The 16,577-nt window shown below is 62.9% G+C and carries 15 protein-coding genes; 4 read left to right on the top strand and 11 right to left on the bottom strand.

The window, feature by feature from the left end; all coding sequences use genetic code 11:
* Nucleotide 1 precedes the first annotated feature (1 nt).
* Nucleotides 2-160, top strand: a complete 159-nt coding sequence (gene ccoS, locus DQW77_RS12130) for a cbb3-type cytochrome oxidase assembly protein CcoS (protein WP_113258491.1) — start codon at nt 2-4, stop codon at nt 158-160.
* 165 nt (nt 161-325) lie between these two features.
* Here ccoS and DQW77_RS12125 read toward each other — a convergent pair whose 3' ends face one another.
* From DQW77_RS12125 to DQW77_RS12095, 7 genes are all read right to left on the bottom strand, one after another.
* A complete protein-coding gene (locus tag DQW77_RS12125; protein ID WP_181711256.1) occupies nt 326-1,732 on the bottom strand; it encodes a D-alanyl-D-alanine carboxypeptidase family protein in 1,407 nt (468 codons plus the stop codon).
* Nucleotides 1,733-1,977: 245 nt separating this feature from the next.
* On the bottom strand, nt 1,978-2,970 hold the full coding sequence (locus tag DQW77_RS12120) for an ABC transporter substrate-binding protein (protein WP_258523847.1): 993 nt from the start codon (nt 2,968-2,970) through the stop codon (nt 1,978-1,980).
* Nucleotides 2,971-3,005: 35 nt separating this feature from the next.
* Nucleotides 3,006-3,848: an ABC transporter permease gene (locus DQW77_RS12115; RefSeq protein WP_113258490.1), complete on the bottom strand. Its 843-nt coding sequence runs from the start codon at nt 3,846-3,848 to the stop codon at nt 3,006-3,008.
* Nucleotides 3,845-4,711, bottom strand: a complete 867-nt coding sequence (locus DQW77_RS12110) for an ABC transporter permease (RefSeq protein ID WP_113258489.1) — start codon at nt 4,709-4,711, stop codon at nt 3,845-3,847. Before DQW77_RS12110 ends, DQW77_RS12115 begins: the two co-directional genes overlap by 4 nt.
* Nucleotides 4,712-4,750: 39 nt before the next feature.
* Nucleotides 4,751-5,536 (bottom strand): ABC transporter ATP-binding protein, encoded by a 786-nt coding sequence (locus DQW77_RS12105; RefSeq protein WP_113258488.1) that lies wholly within the window; start codon nt 5,534-5,536, stop codon nt 4,751-4,753.
* Between the two features lie 94 nt (nt 5,537-5,630).
* The gene (hydA, locus tag DQW77_RS12100) at nt 5,631-7,094 is read right to left on the bottom strand and encodes a dihydropyrimidinase (protein ID WP_113258487.1); all 1,464 of its coding nucleotides are present in this window, start codon (nt 7,092-7,094) and stop codon (nt 5,631-5,633) included.
* Nucleotides 7,095-7,179: 85 nt separating this feature from the next.
* The gene (locus tag DQW77_RS12095; protein WP_113258486.1) at nt 7,180-8,430 is read right to left on the bottom strand and encodes a Zn-dependent hydrolase; all 1,251 of its coding nucleotides are present in this window, start codon (nt 8,428-8,430) and stop codon (nt 7,180-7,182) included.
* A gap of 138 nt (nt 8,431-8,568) precedes the next feature.
* On the opposite strand from DQW77_RS12095, the gene DQW77_RS12090 reads away from it, so the two are divergent.
* Together DQW77_RS12090 and DQW77_RS12085 are read left to right on the top strand one after the other, a co-directional pair.
* Entirely contained in the window at nt 8,569-9,210 is a 642-nt protein-coding gene (locus tag DQW77_RS12090; RefSeq protein WP_113258485.1) for a TetR/AcrR family transcriptional regulator, read from the top strand.
* 71 nt (nt 9,211-9,281) lie between these two features.
* Nucleotides 9,282-9,905, top strand: coding sequence for a TetR family transcriptional regulator C-terminal domain-containing protein (locus tag DQW77_RS12085; protein ID WP_113258484.1), 624 nt, complete (start codon nt 9,282-9,284; stop codon nt 9,903-9,905).
* A 27-nt stretch (nt 9,906-9,932) separates the two neighbouring features.
* On the opposite strand, the gene cobO is transcribed toward DQW77_RS12085, so the two are convergent.
* Nucleotides 9,933-10,541: a cob(I)yrinic acid a,c-diamide adenosyltransferase gene (cobO, locus tag DQW77_RS12080; RefSeq protein WP_113258483.1), complete on the bottom strand. Its 609-nt coding sequence runs from the start codon at nt 10,539-10,541 to the stop codon at nt 9,933-9,935.
* Between the two features lie 188 nt (nt 10,542-10,729).
* On the opposite strand from cobO, the gene DQW77_RS12075 reads away from it, so the two are divergent.
* Complete coding sequence (locus DQW77_RS12075; protein ID WP_181711255.1) at nt 10,730-11,134, top strand: hypothetical protein; 405 nt, start codon at nt 10,730-10,732, stop codon at nt 11,132-11,134.
* Nucleotides 11,135-11,166: 32 nt separating this feature from the next.
* On the opposite strand, the gene cobN is transcribed toward DQW77_RS12075, so the two are convergent.
* From cobN to cobW, 3 genes are all read right to left on the bottom strand, one after another.
* Nucleotides 11,167-14,892, bottom strand: coding sequence for a cobaltochelatase subunit CobN (gene cobN, locus DQW77_RS12070; RefSeq protein ID WP_113258482.1), 3,726 nt, complete (start codon nt 14,890-14,892; stop codon nt 11,167-11,169).
* 129 nt (nt 14,893-15,021) lie between these two features.
* The gene (locus DQW77_RS12065) at nt 15,022-15,492 is read right to left on the bottom strand and encodes a GNAT family N-acetyltransferase (protein WP_113258481.1); all 471 of its coding nucleotides are present in this window, start codon (nt 15,490-15,492) and stop codon (nt 15,022-15,024) included.
* Nucleotides 15,492-16,562 carry a cobalamin biosynthesis protein CobW gene (gene cobW, locus DQW77_RS12060; RefSeq protein ID WP_113258480.1) on the bottom strand — a complete coding sequence of 357 codons (1,071 nt, stop codon included), beginning with the start codon at nt 16,560-16,562 and terminating at the stop codon, nt 15,492-15,494. Before cobW ends, DQW77_RS12065 begins: the two co-directional genes overlap by 1 nt.
* Nucleotides 16,563-16,577 lie beyond the last annotated feature (15 nt).

Genomic DNA, 16,577 nt, shown 5'->3' with positions numbered 1-16,577 from the left:
AATGAACGTCCTCGTTTTCCTGATCCCCGTGTCGCTGTTCCTGGGCGGACTTGGCCTGCTGTTTTTCGTCTACACGGTGAGATCCGATCAATACGACGATCCCGAGGGAGATGCGCGACGGATCCTGAGCGACGAATACGACGATCACCCAAAACAGTAGTCCCTGCCAACTCGACAACCTGATCGCGGCACGGCCTGTGTCTCTGAAGGGTGCGCCGGCTTGTTCCGGTCACGGCGCGGGGCCGTGCCTTCGGGCTGCCCAAGGACGGATATTCCTGTCAAACGGAATGGCATGGCGATACCGGGTTCCGATGGTGGCCTGTGCTCAGGCGCCGTCACCGGGATGTATCATGAAACAGGTGATCTTCTTTGCCTGAAGACGTCGACAGGCCAGATCCGCCTTCTCGCGGGTAAGGCCCATGAAATTGGCGTCATATCCGTCCTTGCTCTGGCTGACCTTGCGCAATGCTCCGTCGAGGGTCGTGATCTCGTTCAGGGCGGTGGCTAGCAGCACTTTGCGGGCCTGATAACGGCTGCCATAACGGCCCACGTTGATCCCCCAGTTCCGCCCGCCGGAAGTAGAAAGCCGTGTCACGATCCGAGGGGTATCGTTGCTCTTTGATGCCTCCCGGACAAGGTCGGCGGGTCGTGCGGCGGGTTTCACGGGATCGGCCTTGGCTGTTTCAATCCGTGCGGCGTTCAGCGCCTTCTCGATCCCGGCCTTGTCAGCGATGATCACCGGCGGCTCCGGCAATGGACGGGCGCGCGGACGCAGGCTTTTTCGTACCGCTGCTGCCGCGGTCAACCGCACCTTCCTGCCGAAGGCGCCCGGTGCGTTGCCGCTGCCGATCCGGCCCATGTAGGGGGGGCGGGGTGGGGTGCGCAACGCCACGCGTGACGGTGCGGCGCGAAAGCCAAGATCCAGAAGTTCCTTTACCCGTGCGTTGCGCGTGCGGGTGGACCGGCCTCCGAAAACCGTGGCGATGACCCGTTCTCCCCCACGCTCGGCGCTGGCCACAAGGTTGAAACCGGCGGCACGGGTATAACCGGTCTTGATGCCGTCGGCACCACGATAGGCGCGCAACAGTTTACGATTCGTGTGATAGACCTTGCCCATTCCGGTATTGGCACTGATGCGCGAGAAAAGATTGTAATAATCCGGGTAGTCATAAAAGACGTGACGACCGAGGATTGTCATGTCATGCGCCGTCGAGAGGTGTCCGTTCTCCGTCAGGCCGTGGGCGTTCCGAAACGTCGTGCGGCTCATGCCCATTGCACGGGCAGTGCGATTCATGCGCCGTGCGAAGCGGGCTTCCGATCCCTCGATCGCCTCGGCCAGCGCCGTGGCCGCATCATTGGCCGATTTTACGGCCGCGGCCCGGATGAGATAGCGCAGGCGGATCGTCTGACCGGCGCGCAATCCCAGTTTGCTGGGTGGTTCGCTGGCCGCGTGCCGCGAGATGCGTACCGGATCGTCGAGGCCGATCTCGCCATTCTCGACCGCCTCGAACACGATGTAGAGGGTCATCATCTTGGTCAGCGAAGCTGGATGCAAACGTGTATCCGCATTCTCGCTATGAAGGATCTCGCCGCTGCGCGCATCCATGACCATGGCCGCGTAGGGCGCCGAAGCCGCGCTGAGCGGCACGAGCACCAGAAGCCAAAACGCCGTCACCACAAAAACGCCCAGCCGGGTGTGTCGCCTGCTTGATGTCAGGGAGTGTCCGCTCATGTCCCGCCTCATGCCACCGGTTTGCCCGGTTGACCCGTTTGTTACCGACGAGGCATAGCACATTCAGAGTGACTAATAAACCCTTATGTATAAAGAGTTTTGACAGTATGGGGAAAAAGGTGACCCCATATGTTGGGCCGCTGGCCACGAGCCGCGCAAGACCGTCCATTGTGGCGGGAATGTGGCAGTGAAAAGGGCGCACCCAGTCAGGATGCGCCCGTTCCTTTCGGTCCCTTTCGCGGGGCTCAGTTCAGTGCTTTGTCGGTCACCTCGTGCGTCCACGCGCCGTCACCGGGGTGTTCGGTGATCACCGGATCGGAGCCGCCCGAAAGAAGCGAGTCCACCGTGCGCTCGAAATCGGCGGGATCGAGTTCACCATTCGATCCGGCGGTCAGCTTGGCGATTTCCCGCATCATGCGCTTCTGGTGCTTTTCCGTCTGGGCGCCGGTCGCGTCGTTCTCGAGCACGATCATCGCCGCTTTGTCCGGGTTTTCCTCGGCCCATTTCCAGCCCTTCATCGAAGCCCTCACGAAGCGTGCCAGCTTGTCGACCTCCTCGGGATCGTCGAGCTTCTCCTCAAGAACGTAAAGCCCGTCCTCAAGCGTCGCCACGCCCTGCTCCTCGTACTTGAAAGTGATCAGTTCCTCGGGCTGGATGCCCGCGTCGATCACCTGCCAGTACTCGTTATACGTCATCGTCGAGATGCAGTCTGCCTGCCCCTGAAGCAGCGGATCGACGTTGAAGCCCTGCTTGAGGACTTCAACACCATCCTCGCCGCCATCCGTCGGTATACCCAGCTGGCTCATCCAGCTCAGGAAGGGGAACTCGTTGCCGAAAAACCAGACGCCAAGCGTGCGGCCGCGGAAATCCTCCGGCTCCTCGATACCGGTGCTCTTGAGACAGGTCAGCATCATGCCCGAGGATTTGAACGGCTGGGCGATGTTGACCAGCGGCAAGCCCTTTTCCCGCGCGGCCAGCGCGGCGGGCATCCAGTCCACCATCACGTCGGCGCCACCGCCGGCGATCACCTGGGTGGGCGCGATGTCCGGCCCCCCGGGCTTGATGGTGACATCAAGGTCTTCTTCTTCGTAGAAGCCCTTGTCCTGGGCGACGTAATAGCCGCCGAACTGCGCCTGGGTGACCCATTTGAGTTGCAGGGTCAGGTCGTCAGCGGCATGCGCCATGCCGGCCCAGCTACCCAGGGCCGCAAGCCCGATTGTATTGAAGATCTTGTTCATTTCTTTTCTCCCTTGTTGAACTGGTTGTGTTTTCCTCACGCCCGGCCTCTCTGTGATGGGTGCCAGAATGTCACCGCCTTTTCCAGAAGCGCAACCCCCCCGTAAAAGCCCGACCCGACAATCGCGGCCACCACGATCTCGGCCCAGACCATGTCGATGGCAAGCTGACCGACCGATGTTGAGATCCGGAACCCCATTCCCTTGATGGGTGATCCGAAGAACTCGGCGACGATGGCACCGATCAGCGCCAGGGTCGTCGCGATCTTGAGGCCGTTGAAGATGAACGGCATCGCCGCGGGGAGGCGCAGCTTGAGAAGCGTCTGCCAATAGCTCGCCCCGTAGGTGCGCATCAGGTCGCGCTGCATGCTGTCTGTGTCGCGCAGCCCGGCCACGGTGTTCACCAGCATCGGGAAAAAGACCATCACCACGACGACCGCCGCCTTGGACTGCCAGTCAAAGCCGAACCACATCACCATGATTGGCGCCACGCCGATGATCGGAAGGGCGGCGACGAAATTGCCCACCGGCAGCAGACCGCGCGTGAGAAACGGCGACCGGTCGATGATGATGGCGGCCAGCACCGCGGCGCTGCAGCCCATGGCATAGCCCGTGAAGGCCCCCTTCACGACGGTCTGGACAAAGTCGATCCACAGCGTGCCGAGACTGGCGGCAAAGCGGTCGGCGATGGCTGTCGGGGCAGGCAGGATGACCGGGCTGACCTCCAGTCCGCGCACGATCAGTTCCCACATCACCAGGATGGTGAGGCCGAAGATGACCGGCACGGCATAGCGCGCCGCCCGCGCGCCGGTCTCGGCCAGCCGCACGTTGGCCCACCACGCCACGAGCCAGATCAGCAGTGCCAGTATGACCAGCGTCATCGTGCCACCCCCATGCGACGGTCGGCGGCGCGCTGGATCGCACCGACGACGATGATCAGGATGCCGGCCAGGATCGCCGCGCCGAACAACGCGGCCCACATGATGAGCGGCTGCCCGAACTGGCTTCCGATCAGCATTCGCGCGCCCAGCCCGTTGATCGCGCCCGTGGGCAGCTCGCCAACGATCGCGCCGATCAGGCTGGCGGCGATGGCGACCTTGAGCGAGGCGAAGAAATAGGGCAGCGATGCCGGCAGCCGCAGTTTCCAGAACACTTGTGATCGATTCGCGCCGTAGGTCTTCAGCAGGTCGAGCTGCATCTGGTTGGGCGCGCGCAGCCCGGACACCATGCTGACCAGGACCGGAAAGAACGACAGGTAGGCCGAGATGATCGCCTTTGGCAGAAGCCGGTCCTCGACCCCGACCGCGTTGGCCACCACCACGATCATCGGGGCCAGCGCCACGATGGGCACGGTCTGACTGATGACAGCCCAAGGCATCACCGACATGTCCACCGCGCGGCTGTGAACGATGGCGATTGCCAGCCCCACGCCGATGACGATGCCAAGTGCAAAGCCCCAGAGTGTCGCCTCCAGCGTGACGAAACCGTGATAGACAAAGCTGCGCTTGGATGTCACGGCATGGCCGAAAACACCGTCCCACAGCGCCACGACGACCTGGTGGGGGGCCGCGACCAGGGGGCGGTCCTGCGTCATCGTGGCGACCACCAGATCGGTGAATCCCATTTCGCGGCCCAGCCTCTCGGCCATCTGCAGCGCCCAGGTGGAGTTCATCCAGATGGCCGCGATGTACCAGATGACGATGATGACACCGACGACGGTGAGCACGGGCAGGGCGTTGCGCATCACAAGCCCTCCCTGCCGGGCCGGTGGCACCTTTGCCGGTCAATCCTCATAGCTGTGCCCCGCTCGCAGGCCTTCGCGGACGCGATGCGCGACCTCAAGGAACTCTGGTGTGTCGCGGATGTCGAGGGGGCGATCACGGGGCAGGGGGCTTTCGATGACATCCGTGATCCGGCCGGGCCGCGGGCTCATCACCACGATCCGGGTGCTCAGATACACCGCCTCGGGGATCGAATGGGTAACGAAACAGATTGTCTTGTTGGTTTTTTCCCATAAACTCAGCAACTGCTCATTGAGATGGTCACGGACGATCTCGTCAAGGGCCCCGAAGGGCTCGTCCATCAGCAGGAGATCGGCATCGAAGGCCAGGGCGCGGGCGATGGACGCGCGCTGCTGCATCCCGCCCGAAAGCTGCCACGGAAACTTCTTCTCGAACCCGGCGAGATCCACGAGTTCCAGAACCGAATTCACCCGTCGCGCCTGTTCGGCCCGGTCATACCCCATGATCTCCAGCGGCAGCCGGATATTGCCGCCGATGGTGCGCCATGGATAAAGCCCGGCTGCCTGGAATACATATCCATAAGCTCTTGATTTCCGGGCATCCGCCGGGCTGGTGCCGTTCACCTCGATATCGCCCGCGCTGGGGCTCTCGAGATCCGCCATGACCCGCAGAAAGGTTGTCTTGCCACAGCCCGAGGGGCCGATGAAGCTGACAAAATCACCCCTTTCCACCTCAAGGCTCACATCCTTGAGCGCGTTCACTGGCCCGTCATTGGTCTCGAATGTCAGCGACAGGTCCTGCGCGCTGATGACTGTTTCGGTTGTCACTCCCGGTCCCCCGCTTGCACGGGGGCATTGCCCCCCGCTGGCCTCGATCTGTCAAGATGCCATTCCCGCCGTATCGCGGAAATGGCGCTTTCGTTCAAATCCCTGCCGGAATATTCATCGGATCCCGGTCGATCTGCTTGGGTGCGGTCAGTTCCTTCCATTTGCTCAGCGCGGTATGCGCCGACGGGAAGGCCGGACGCGGCACGAAGCGCCCGCGGCCCGGCTGTGGCTGGGAATTCTGCCCCCAGGCCCAGATGACCTCGCCGCGGGAGATCGTGTAGCGCGCCTGCGCGGATACCTCGAAGCCCTCGAAGACGTTGTAATCGAGTATGGAATGATGGTTGGAAGCGCTGATCGTCTTGGTGATCCTGGGATCCCAGACGGTGATGTCGGCATCCGCGCCTTCCACCAGCGCCCCCTTCCTGGGATAGATGTTGAGGATCTTGGCCACGTTGGTGGAGGTTACGGCGACGAACTCGTTGAGGGTCAGCCGCCCGGTCTCCACCCCGTGGGTCCACAGCACCGCCAGCCGTTCCTCCAGCCCGTTGGACCCGTTGGGGATCTTGGTGAAGTCGCCCACACCCATGCGCTTCTGCTCGGTCGAGAAGGCGGCGTGATCGGTGGCCACCACTTGCAATGAACCGGCCTGCAGCCCGGCCCAGAGCCCGTCCTGGTGGTCCTTGGAGCGGAAGGGCGGCGACATCACCCGCCGTGCGGCATGGTCCCAGTCCTTGTTGAAATACTCGCTTTCGTCGAGCGTCAGGAACTGCGCCAGTGGCTCGCCGTAGACCCGCATGCCCTTCTGTCGTGCCCGCCGGATCGCCTCGTGCGCCTGTTCGCAACTCACATGCACGATATAAAGGGGCACACCCGCGGCATCGGCGATCATGATGGCGCGGTTGGCAGCCTCGCCCTCTACTTCCGGCGGCCGGGAATATGCGTGCCCCTCGGGCCCCGTGATCCCCTTTTCCAGCATCTGCTGCTGAAGGTCGGCCACGACATCACCGTTCTCGGCATGGACCATCGGCAGCGCGCCGAGTTCCTTGCAACGCTTGAACGAGGCCAGCATCTCGTCATCCTCGATCATCAGCGCGCCCTTGTAGGCCATGAAGTGCTTGAACGAGTTGACGCCCATCTCCACGGCGTCCTTCATCTCGTTGAAGATGGTCTCGTTCCAGCCGGTGACCGCCATGTGATAGCCGATGTCGGAACAGATTTGCGGCGCCGATTTCTCGTGCCAGTTGTTGATCGCGTTCTTCAGGCTGCCATCGGCGCCCGGCAGGCAGAAATCCACCAGCATCGTGGTGCCCCCGCAGGCCGCGGCCCATGTGCCGGTCTCGAAGGTCTCGGCGGCGGTGGTGCCCATGAAGGGCATCTCCATGTGGGTGTGCGGGTCGATGCCGCCGGGGATGACATAGGCGCCCTCGGCGTCGATATATTCGTCGCCTTTCAGATCCGCGCCGATCTGCTTGATCTTCTCGTCCTCGATCAGGATGTCCGCCTTCCATGTCCGGTCGGCGGTCACCACGGTGCCGTTCTTGATGACTTTGGTGGTCATGCGTCTAACTCCCTGATTTCAATGCCCGGATTCCCGGCTTCTTCTGGCCGGAAATATCCCGGGGGTTTGGGGGCTGGCCCCCAATTCACTCCACTATCTCCGCCGTTTCCACAACCGCGTGCATAAGTACATCCGCGCCCGCCGTGGCCCAGTCCTTGGAAATCTCCTCGGCCTCGTTGTGGCTCAGGCCGTCCACGCAGGGGCACATCACCATCGCCGTGGGGGCCACGCGGTTGATCCAGCAGGCGTCATGCCCGGCGCCGGAGATGAGGTTGCGATGCGAGTAGCCAAGCCGCTCGGCGGCATTGCGCACGGCGGTCACGCAGCCTTCGTCGAATTCCACCGGGTCGAAGCCGCCGACTTTCTCGAATTCGACATCCAGTCCCATCTCGTCGCAGATTGCCTGCGCCTCCTTGCGCAGGCGGGTCTCCATGTCCTCGATCACCTCCAGCTCCGGTGAGCGGAAATCGACAGTGAAGACGGCCTTGCCCGGGATCACGTTGCGGGAATTGGGATGGATGTCGATATGGCCGGCTGCACCCACGGCATGGGGTTTATGGCTCCAGGCGATCTCGTCGACCTTTTCCAGCACCCGGGCCATGCCGAGCCCGGCATTCCTGCGCATCGGCATGGGGGTCGATCCGGTGTGGCTTTCCTTGCCGGTGATCGTCACCTGCGTCCAGCTCAGCCCCTGCCCGTGGGTTACCACGCCCACGTCCTTGCCCTCGGCCTCCAGGATCGGGCCCTGTTCGATATGCAGTTCGAAGAAGGCGTGCATCTTGCGCGCACCCACCTCCTCTTCACCACGCCAGCCGATGCGTTGCAGCTCATCCCCGAATGTCTTGCCCTCGGCATCCTCGCGCCCATAGGCCCAGTCCTGCGTGTGCATGCCCGCGAAGACCCCCGAGGACAACATCGGCGGGGCAAATCGGGTGCCCTCCTCGTTGGTCCAGTTGGTGACCACGATCGGATGTTTCGTCTGAATGCCCAGATCGTTGAGGGTGCGTATGATCTCGAGCCCGCCGAGCACGCCGAGCACGCCGTCGTACTTGCCGCCCGTGGGCTGGGTATCGAGGTGGGAGCCGACATAGACGGGCAGGGCGTCCGGATCGGTGCCTTCGCGCCGTGCGAACATGTTGCCCATCTGGTCGAGCCCCATCGAAAGGCCCGCCGCCTCGCACCAGCTCTGGAACAGCGCACGCCCCTCGGCATCCTCGTCCGTGACGGTCTGGCGGTTGTTTCCACCGGCAATGCCGGGGCCGATCTTCGCCATTTCCATGATGCTGTCCCAGAGGCGGTCGCTATTGATCTTCAGATTTTCGCCTGGTGCGGCCATGTTAGAATTCTCCCCGTCGCATCGCGTTGCCGGGTCAGTTCCCGGCTATTGCATTCGGTCTTTTTCTGACCGTATGGTCAAAAAGTAGAGCACCACAGCCTGACCAAGCGGTCAAGAAATTTCTGAAGGCGATTTTCGATGGTCCAGCCTCAACGCCCGCTCTCCCGCAAGGAGATACGTCAGGAAAACGAGCGCCTGATCCTCGATGCCGCCGAGAAAGTTTTCGCCGAGGCCGGATTCGGCGGCGCGACAATGCAGCTTATCGCGGATCTCGCCGGTCTGCCCAAAGCGAACCTGCACTATTATTTCCCGACCAAGGAGGCGCTTTATCGCCGGGTGGTTCAGGATATCTTTCATGTATGGCTGCAGGCGGCGGACATCTTTGACGATGCATCGGACCCTGTCGAGGGGATCGGGGCGTACATTGACGCCAAGATGGAGATCAGCCGCCGCCACCCGGCTGGATCCAAGGTCTGGGCCTCGGAAGTCATGCATCGTGCCCCGGTCATTCAGGATTACCTCGAAACGACCCTCGTCGAGTGGACCGAGGACCGGATGGCGGTGATCCACCGCTGGATACGCGAAGGGCTGATGGATCCCGTCGATCCGCGCCACCTTCTCTACATGCTCTGGGCGACAACCCAGCATTACGCCGATTTCGGGCACCAGATCGAAACCCTGAATGGCGGTCGGCCGCTCTCGGATGAGGAATGGGCCGCCGCCAAGGCTTCGGTCAAGACGATCATCCTGAACGGGATCGGGGCGCGCACGGCGCAGTGATTCCGACATGATCTTCCACGCGGCCCGGATTTGTCGCATGATGGAAGATGCCCGTATGGCCGGAGTCCCGAATGAACGATCCGCAACCTGTCAAGAAACGCAGCCGCATACAGATGCGGAATCGCAAACGTATCCTCGACGCGGCCCTCGAGGTTTTTTCGCAGCACGGTTATCGTGGTGCGACGCTGGATCAGATCGCTGCGGCCTCGGGGTTGAGCAAGCCCAATCTTCTCTATTATTTCGATGGCAAGGCCGACATCCATGTCACGCTTCTCAACCAGCTCATGGATATCTGGCTTGCGCCCCTGCATGAAATCGACCCGGACGGCGATCCGCTGGACGAGCTTCTGCACTACGTCCATCGCAAGCTCGAGATGTCGCGCGAACTGCCGCGCGAGAGCCGCCTTTTCGCCAACGAGATCCTGCAGGGCGCGCCACGAATGACCCCGCATCTGGATACCGTGCTGCGCCCGCTCGTGTCGCGGACGGTGGCGGTGATCGAAGGATGGGTCTCAACCGGTCGCCTTGCCCCGGTCGACCCTCATCACCTCCTGTTCTCGATCTGGGCCACGACGCAGCATTACGCGGATTTCGAGGCGCAGGTCAGGGTACTGATGGGCGATACACCGGTTTATCCCGGTGCGGCGGAGTTTCTGGACAACCTCTACCGGCGGCTGCTGCAGCCCCGGGATTGATGTGCGGCCGACACAGGCGTGGCAGCTTCAGTACTCCACCCCGATCTGCGCCTTGATCCCGGAGCGGAAGGGATGCTTCACCAGTTCCATCTCTGTCACCAGATCGGCAATCTCGATCAGATCGTCCTTGGCGTTCCGCCCGGTCAGCACGACATGGGTCATGTGGGGTTTTTCCTCGGCAAGGAACTGCACCACCTCGTCGATATCCAGGTAATCATAGCGCAGCGCGATGTTGATCTCGTCGAGAAGCACCATCTTGTTGGTTTCATCGCGGATCAGCTCCCTGGCCTTTTCCCAGGCCGCCTGCGCCATCTCGGTGTCGCGGTCACGGTCCTGGGTTTCCCATGTGAATCCTTCACCCATCGTATGGAAGGCGCAGATATCGGGGAATTTCGCCAGGATCATGTCCCGTTCGCCGGTGGACATTCCGCCCTTGATGAACTGCACCACCGCGCATTTCATGTCATGCGCGATGCAGCGGAAGATCATCCCGAAAGCAGCCGAGGATTTTCCCTTGCCCTTGCCCGTATGGACGATGATCAGGCCCTTCCGGTCCGTCTTGGTGGCCATGATCTTGTCACGAGCGGCCTTCTTCTTGGCCATTTTCATCGCATGGCGGTCAGCATCTTCGGTCATCGCGGCCTCTTCCCGATCAGTTGTTCAAGGCCAAGACATAAGCCGCCACGATAATTGTCCGCAAGGTATTCGATCTTGCGCGACGAATTGTTGAAGAAGCGTCGGCCCGGCCGGAATGCCGGCCTGCGGCATCCGGCACACGCATGTCGAAACAGCCTGTTAATCATTCATGGGCAAATCTGGGCCACATGCGCAGTGTTTCGCCTTTGTGCCTGGCACTGGTCCTTGCGGCCTGTGATATGCCCCCGCCGGAATTCGGCGGGCTGGAGGCGGTGCGCGTCGCCGTGAACCAAAGCGTCTTCGATGTGCGGCTCAAGGGAAAGCGCGCGCATGCGATCCGGTTGACACCGGAATGGGCCCCGAGGCCGGAAGCCGTGACGCCGCGTGCGGTGGCGGCGATGCAGGCTGTCAGCGGTTGCAAGGTGGCGCGCGTTCGTGGCGATGCGGCGGTGATGATCGGTGCTCTCGACTGCGGGGAAGGCCCGCCGCCTGTGCCGACACGTCCGCTATATCTGGATTGCGATCTTTATCTGCCCGATGATGAGTACGGCACACTCGACTGTCATGTCTCTCCCCGAGGCCCGGCAGAGTGATTCTGCGGGCCTGTCGTACTGTATGGCGCCGGTCAGGGCGTCGAAGCTCCCTGTCGAGCAGCCTCGATCCGGGAGCGTGCCGAGTTCGAGCGCGGCAGCCAGAATCCGCGCTCGATCGCTTCGGCAAGGCGTTCGGCGATCTCGCGCAGCGCCGGCGCGTTGTGATCCGCGATGAACTCGCGGGTCTCGTCATCCTCCAGAAATGCCGCCTCGACGAGGTCGAAATGGTGCCCGGGTACCACGCCGGTGGTGGCGGCGAAGGCAAAAAGGTAGTCCACCGTCGCGGCAATCTCGAAGGCGCCCTTGTAGCCGTGGCGCTTGACGCCCTCTATCCATTTTGGATTGACCACCCGCGACCGAACAACGCGCCCGATCTCGTCTTCCAGGGTTCGGATCACTGGCCGTTCCGGGCGGGAATGATCATTGTGATATATCGGCCGGTCGCGGCCCTGAAGGGTGCTCACGGCGGCCGCGGCGCCGCCTTCGAACTGGTAATAATCATCGCTGTCGAGGATGTCGTGCTCGCGGTTGTCCTGGTTCTGCACGATCGCTTCTGTCTCGCCAAGGCGTGCCTCAAGACCTGCGCGATCCGGGGTGCCCTCATCTTTCGCGCCATAGGCATAGCTGCCCCATGTCAGGTACGCCTCGGCCAGATCGGTGCGGTCGGCCCAGAGCCGCTCGTCAATCATTGCTTGCAGCCCGGCACCATAGGCCCCAGGCTTGGCGCCATAGATCCGCGCCTTGGCGCCTTCGGTCCTGGCACGGGCGGCTGCCGGATTCAGGTCTTCTGGTTCGTCCATGTCCATGACTGCCCGTGCTGCCGAATCGAACAGCGCTATGAGCTGCGGAAACGCATCGCGGAAGAACCCCGATATCCTGAGCGTCACGTCGACGCGCGGCCTGCCCAGTACGCCTTGCGGGAGGATTTCGATACCGGTCACGCGGCGGTTTGCGGTATCCCATTGCGGTTTCACGCCCATGAGCGCCATCGCCTGCGCGATGTCGTCGCCGCCGGTGCGCATGTTGGCCGTACCCCACGCCGTCAGCAGCATGGAGCGGGGCCAGTCACCATGGGTCTGCAGGTGCTTTTCGATCAGCAGGTTGGCCGATTTCCACCCCAGGGCCCATGCCGTGGGCGTTGGAACGGCGCGGCTGTCGACGGAGTAGAAGTTGCGCCCTGTCGGCAGGACATCCAGCCGCCCGCGCGTTGGTGCCCCCGATGGTCCGGGGGTCACGAAATGTCCTGAAAGCGCGGTAAGCAGACCATCGGTTTCGCGCGGTCCGCAGGCACGGATTGCAGGGAAAATTCCTGTTTGTAGTTCTTCAAGAACTGCAGCCGTCCGCGGGCCGGGAACCTGAAGGCCGGAGGGTTCATTCCCCAGGTGGCGCTGTGCCAGAAGCTCCAGCCGCTCGACGGTGTCGCCCGTGCTGCGCCAGGCATCGGCTGTAAGCCCGGTCAATTCGACGGGTCTGGGCCCGGTCCACGGTCGGGCCATGTCGCAATCCAGAGGGTCGAACCCGAGGTTCAGGTCGTCGGCCATCGCGCGGATGAGTGACGCGTCCCCGTCCTTGCCGTCGCTACGGGGAATGCGCGCCAGCGCGATGGCGAGATCGGTGAATTGCCGCCCCTCGGGCGATTGCCCGAAGATGTGAAGCCCGTCACGGATCTGTGCTTCCTTGAGTTCGCAGAGATAGGCATCGAGCCGTGCAAGATCGGTATCCTCGTCCTGTCCCGACATGCCGATATCCTTGTCGAGCCCGGTTGCTGCGCTGAGAGACAGGATTTCCCGGCGCAGGTGGTCGATCCGCCGCGGGTCGACGCCCGCTGCCTCGTAATATTCGTCCACGAGCGCCTCGAGGTCGCGCAGCGGACCGTAGGTTTCCGCGCGGGTCAGCGGGGGCGTGAGATGATCCACAATCACCGCCTGCGTGCGCCGCTTGGCCTGCGTGCCCTCTCCGGGGTCGTTGACGATGAAGGGATAGACATGCGGCATCGGCCCCAAAATGGCCTCTGGCCAGCAGGTCCCGGACAGCGCCAGGGCCTTGCCCGGCAGCCATTCGAGATTGCCGTGCTTGCCCATATGCACGACCGCGTTGGCGCCGAACCGATGCCGGAGCCAGAAGTAGAACGCCAGATAATTATGCGGTGGAACGAGGTCGGGCGAATGGTAGGTGTCGGTCGGATCAATATTATAGCCGCGCGCCGGCTGCAGCCCCACCACGACGTTTCCGTACTCCAGTACGGAAAGGCTGAAATGCCCGCAGTCGACGTCGCCGGGGGTATAAAAGGGATCCGCCTCGGGCCGGCCCCAGCGGGCTTCGACAGCATCGCGGAGTTCCCAGGGCAGACGGCCGTACTCGATCTGATAATCGGCCATGCCAAGCCGCACACCGCCACGCCGCTCCGACCTGTCAGCAAGCCAGTTCGTCGGGCCGGCCATGACCGACCGCATCAAATCCTCCGGTGTCTCGGGGGCGCCCTTCACCCGGTAGCCCGCGGTCTCCAGGTCTTTCAGGGCGCGAACCGTGGCCGCAGGCGTGTCGAGCCCCACGCCATTGGCCAGCCGACCGTCCTTGTTGGGATAATTGGCCAGAATCAACGCAACCTTGCGGTCCCGGGCGGGCAGGGTGCGCAGACGTGCCCAGTTCGCCACAAGCGTTGCGACGAAGGCCACCCTGTCCCCCTGTGCGCTGTACGTGGCGATCGGGCATTGCGTGGCCTCGTCATGGAACGCTTCGCCCTTGAAACTGACCGCACGCGACAGCACCCGGCCGTCAACCTCGGGAAGCGCCACGTTCATCGCGATGTCGCGGGCCGAGAGGCCGGTCAGGCCCTCTTCCCACGCCGCTTCGGATGAACCGGCAAGCACCACCTGAAAGACGGGCGCGCCCTGCGCCGCCGCGATCGTCAATGGATTTTCGGCGCTGTCCTGCCCCTCATGCGGGGAGCCGACCGCGAAGGCGGTGGCGTTGAGGATCACCGATGGCGGCTCGGCCTCGAAAAGGCTTGTAAGCGTGGCCACGGAAACGGAATCCTTGAGTGACGCCACGAAGACAGGCAGCGGATTGAGCCCTTCGCGAAGAAGTGACTTCACCAGCCTGTTGATCGGATTGAGCCCTGCCCCCTGCACCAGTGCCCGGTAGAATATCAACGGCACCACCGGCCGGCCTTCCTGCCAGGCCTGTCGCGTGGTTGAAAGATCAGCCATACCCGCCCCGGGCCAGTAAACCCCGGCACGCAGCAGGGGACGCGCTACGGCCGGCTTGTCGCCGCCATCCAGCATCGCCCGGGCATAGGCCAGCATGTTGATCGAATTCTCGGGGCCGCCCTCCACCAGGTAGGACCAAAGCGCATCATAATCCTCGTCTGTCACGGTGGACAGATCGCGCAGTTCGGCATCCGGATTGTCATCGCCGGGCAGCAGCGCCAGCGGCACGCCGCTCTCGCGCAAACGTGCGGCATACTGCTCGGTTCCATAGCGCCAGTAGCCGGTGCCGCCCAGCACCCGCGCGACCACGAGGCGCGACCGGCTGGCGCAGGCCTCCAGATGCAGATCAACCGACATCGGGTGCTGCAGGTGGGTCAGGTTGGCCAGTCTCAGCGTCGGTGGCAGGGTCATTTCCGACCGTGCCGCGCTCAGGGCAGCGAGCTCGGTGTCGGCGGCGGAAATCACCACCAGGTCGGCGGGTGTCTGTCCCGGGTCGACTGGTTCCTGCCCGTCGTCGATGGCCCCGGGAGTCGCGGCTAGCAAGTGCATGGGTGACGGGCCTTTCGGTCATGTCCGCGTTTGTGCCGGCGCAATGGAACGATCAGGCACCGCGCATGTACTGATCCGAGGCCCTGACGCCGGGCGCACTGCCCGTGTGGCATGGTGTCCGGTATCGTTTCAGGCATCGGGCGCGGGCACGAGAAGAGGTTTTTCCATGTAAACGCTGCTGTCGTTCGGCCTGTAATCTCCGAAAATGTCACGCGCAACGAAACCGTGCTTTTCATAAAGTCGCAGCGCGGAGGTCAGAACGGTGCCCGTTTCGAGGCGCAGGCACGGCAGGTCAAGGCTGCGGGCCTGGTCCTCGATCCGGCGCAGCAATGCCCCCGCCACGCCCCGCCCGCGGGCCTGCGGATCGGTGAACATCGATTTCACCTCTCCGTAACCCGGTCTTTCCACGAGCGCCGCCGTACCCAGAACCCTGCTGTCTTCCGCGGCACTGAAAAAATGAATGCCGGGCGCGCAGAGGGCCTCGAGGTCGAGAAAGTAATTCTGATCCGGCGGAAAAAGCGCACGCATCATGGCGTGGCTGTCCTCCAGGAGGCGCCGCGCTCCGTCGCTGCGCGGATCGGTGCGGGCAATGGTCAGCATCAGGCCGAAAGGGCGGTCTCGATCGCCCCACGGTCAAGGCCAGCCTGTCCGATGACCACAAGCCTTGTCTCGCGCGGTTCGTTCGCCGCCAGCGGCTGGTCGAAATAGCTGTCGATGCGCGGCCCGACCGCTTGCAACGTCAGGCGCATCGGCTTGCCCCGTACCGCTGCAAACCCCTTGAGGCGCAGGATGTCATGGGTGCGAATCACCCTGGCGACCTGCGCCGCGAAGTCGTCCGGATCCGTGATTTCGCCGCGGGTGACGACGAAACTCTCGAAAGCATCGTGATCATGATCATGATCATGGTCATGGTCACCGGGATCATCGTCGTCGTGATCATGGTGGTGGTGATGGAGTTCATGACGTTTCTCCATGTCGGTTTCCGCGCCGCTGCCCTGCCCCAGAAGAACGTTCGCCGGAAGGGCGCCCATGCTTGTGCGGACAACTTGCACCCCATCACGCGCTTGTCCGCGCAGGTGCCCCGTCAGGAGTTCGGCCTCGGCCTCCGTCAGCAGATCGGACTTGTTGACAACGATCATGTCGGCACAGGCAACCTGGTCCGCGAACAGCTCGGACAGCGGAGTTTCATGATCGAGGTTGTCGTCCATCCTGCGTTGTGCATCGACAGCGTCCACATCATGGGCGAATTGACCATCCGAAACGGCCTTGCCATCCACCATCGCCACAACCCCGTCCACTGTCACACGGGTGGAGATCTCCGGCCAGTTGAAGGCGCGGACCAGCGGTTGCGGCAGTGCCAGACCGGATGTTTCGATCACGATATGATCGGGCGGCTCCGCCCGATCGAGGAGCTTCTGAATCGTAGGCACGAAATCCTCGGCAACGGTGCAGCAGATGCAGCCGTTGGAAAGTTCCATCACGTCATCCTCGGCGCATCCCTCGATGCCACAGCCCTTGAGGATGCCGCCATCAACGCCAAGATCGCCGAATTCGTTGATTATCAGCGCGATCCGCTTGCCGCCGGCATTTTCCAGCAGGTGGCGGATCAGGGTCGTCTTGCCGGCGCCAAGAAAGCCTGTGACGACGGTTGCGGGTATTTTTGCGGGCATGGTCTCGGGATCCTT

This window comes from Roseovarius sp. TE539 (assembly GCF_003298505.1).
Lineage (GTDB): Bacteria > Pseudomonadota > Alphaproteobacteria > Rhodobacterales > Rhodobacteraceae > Roseovarius.
Note: the sequence above shows the minus strand (reverse complement) of the source record. Positions and strands in the feature narration are given on the sequence as shown.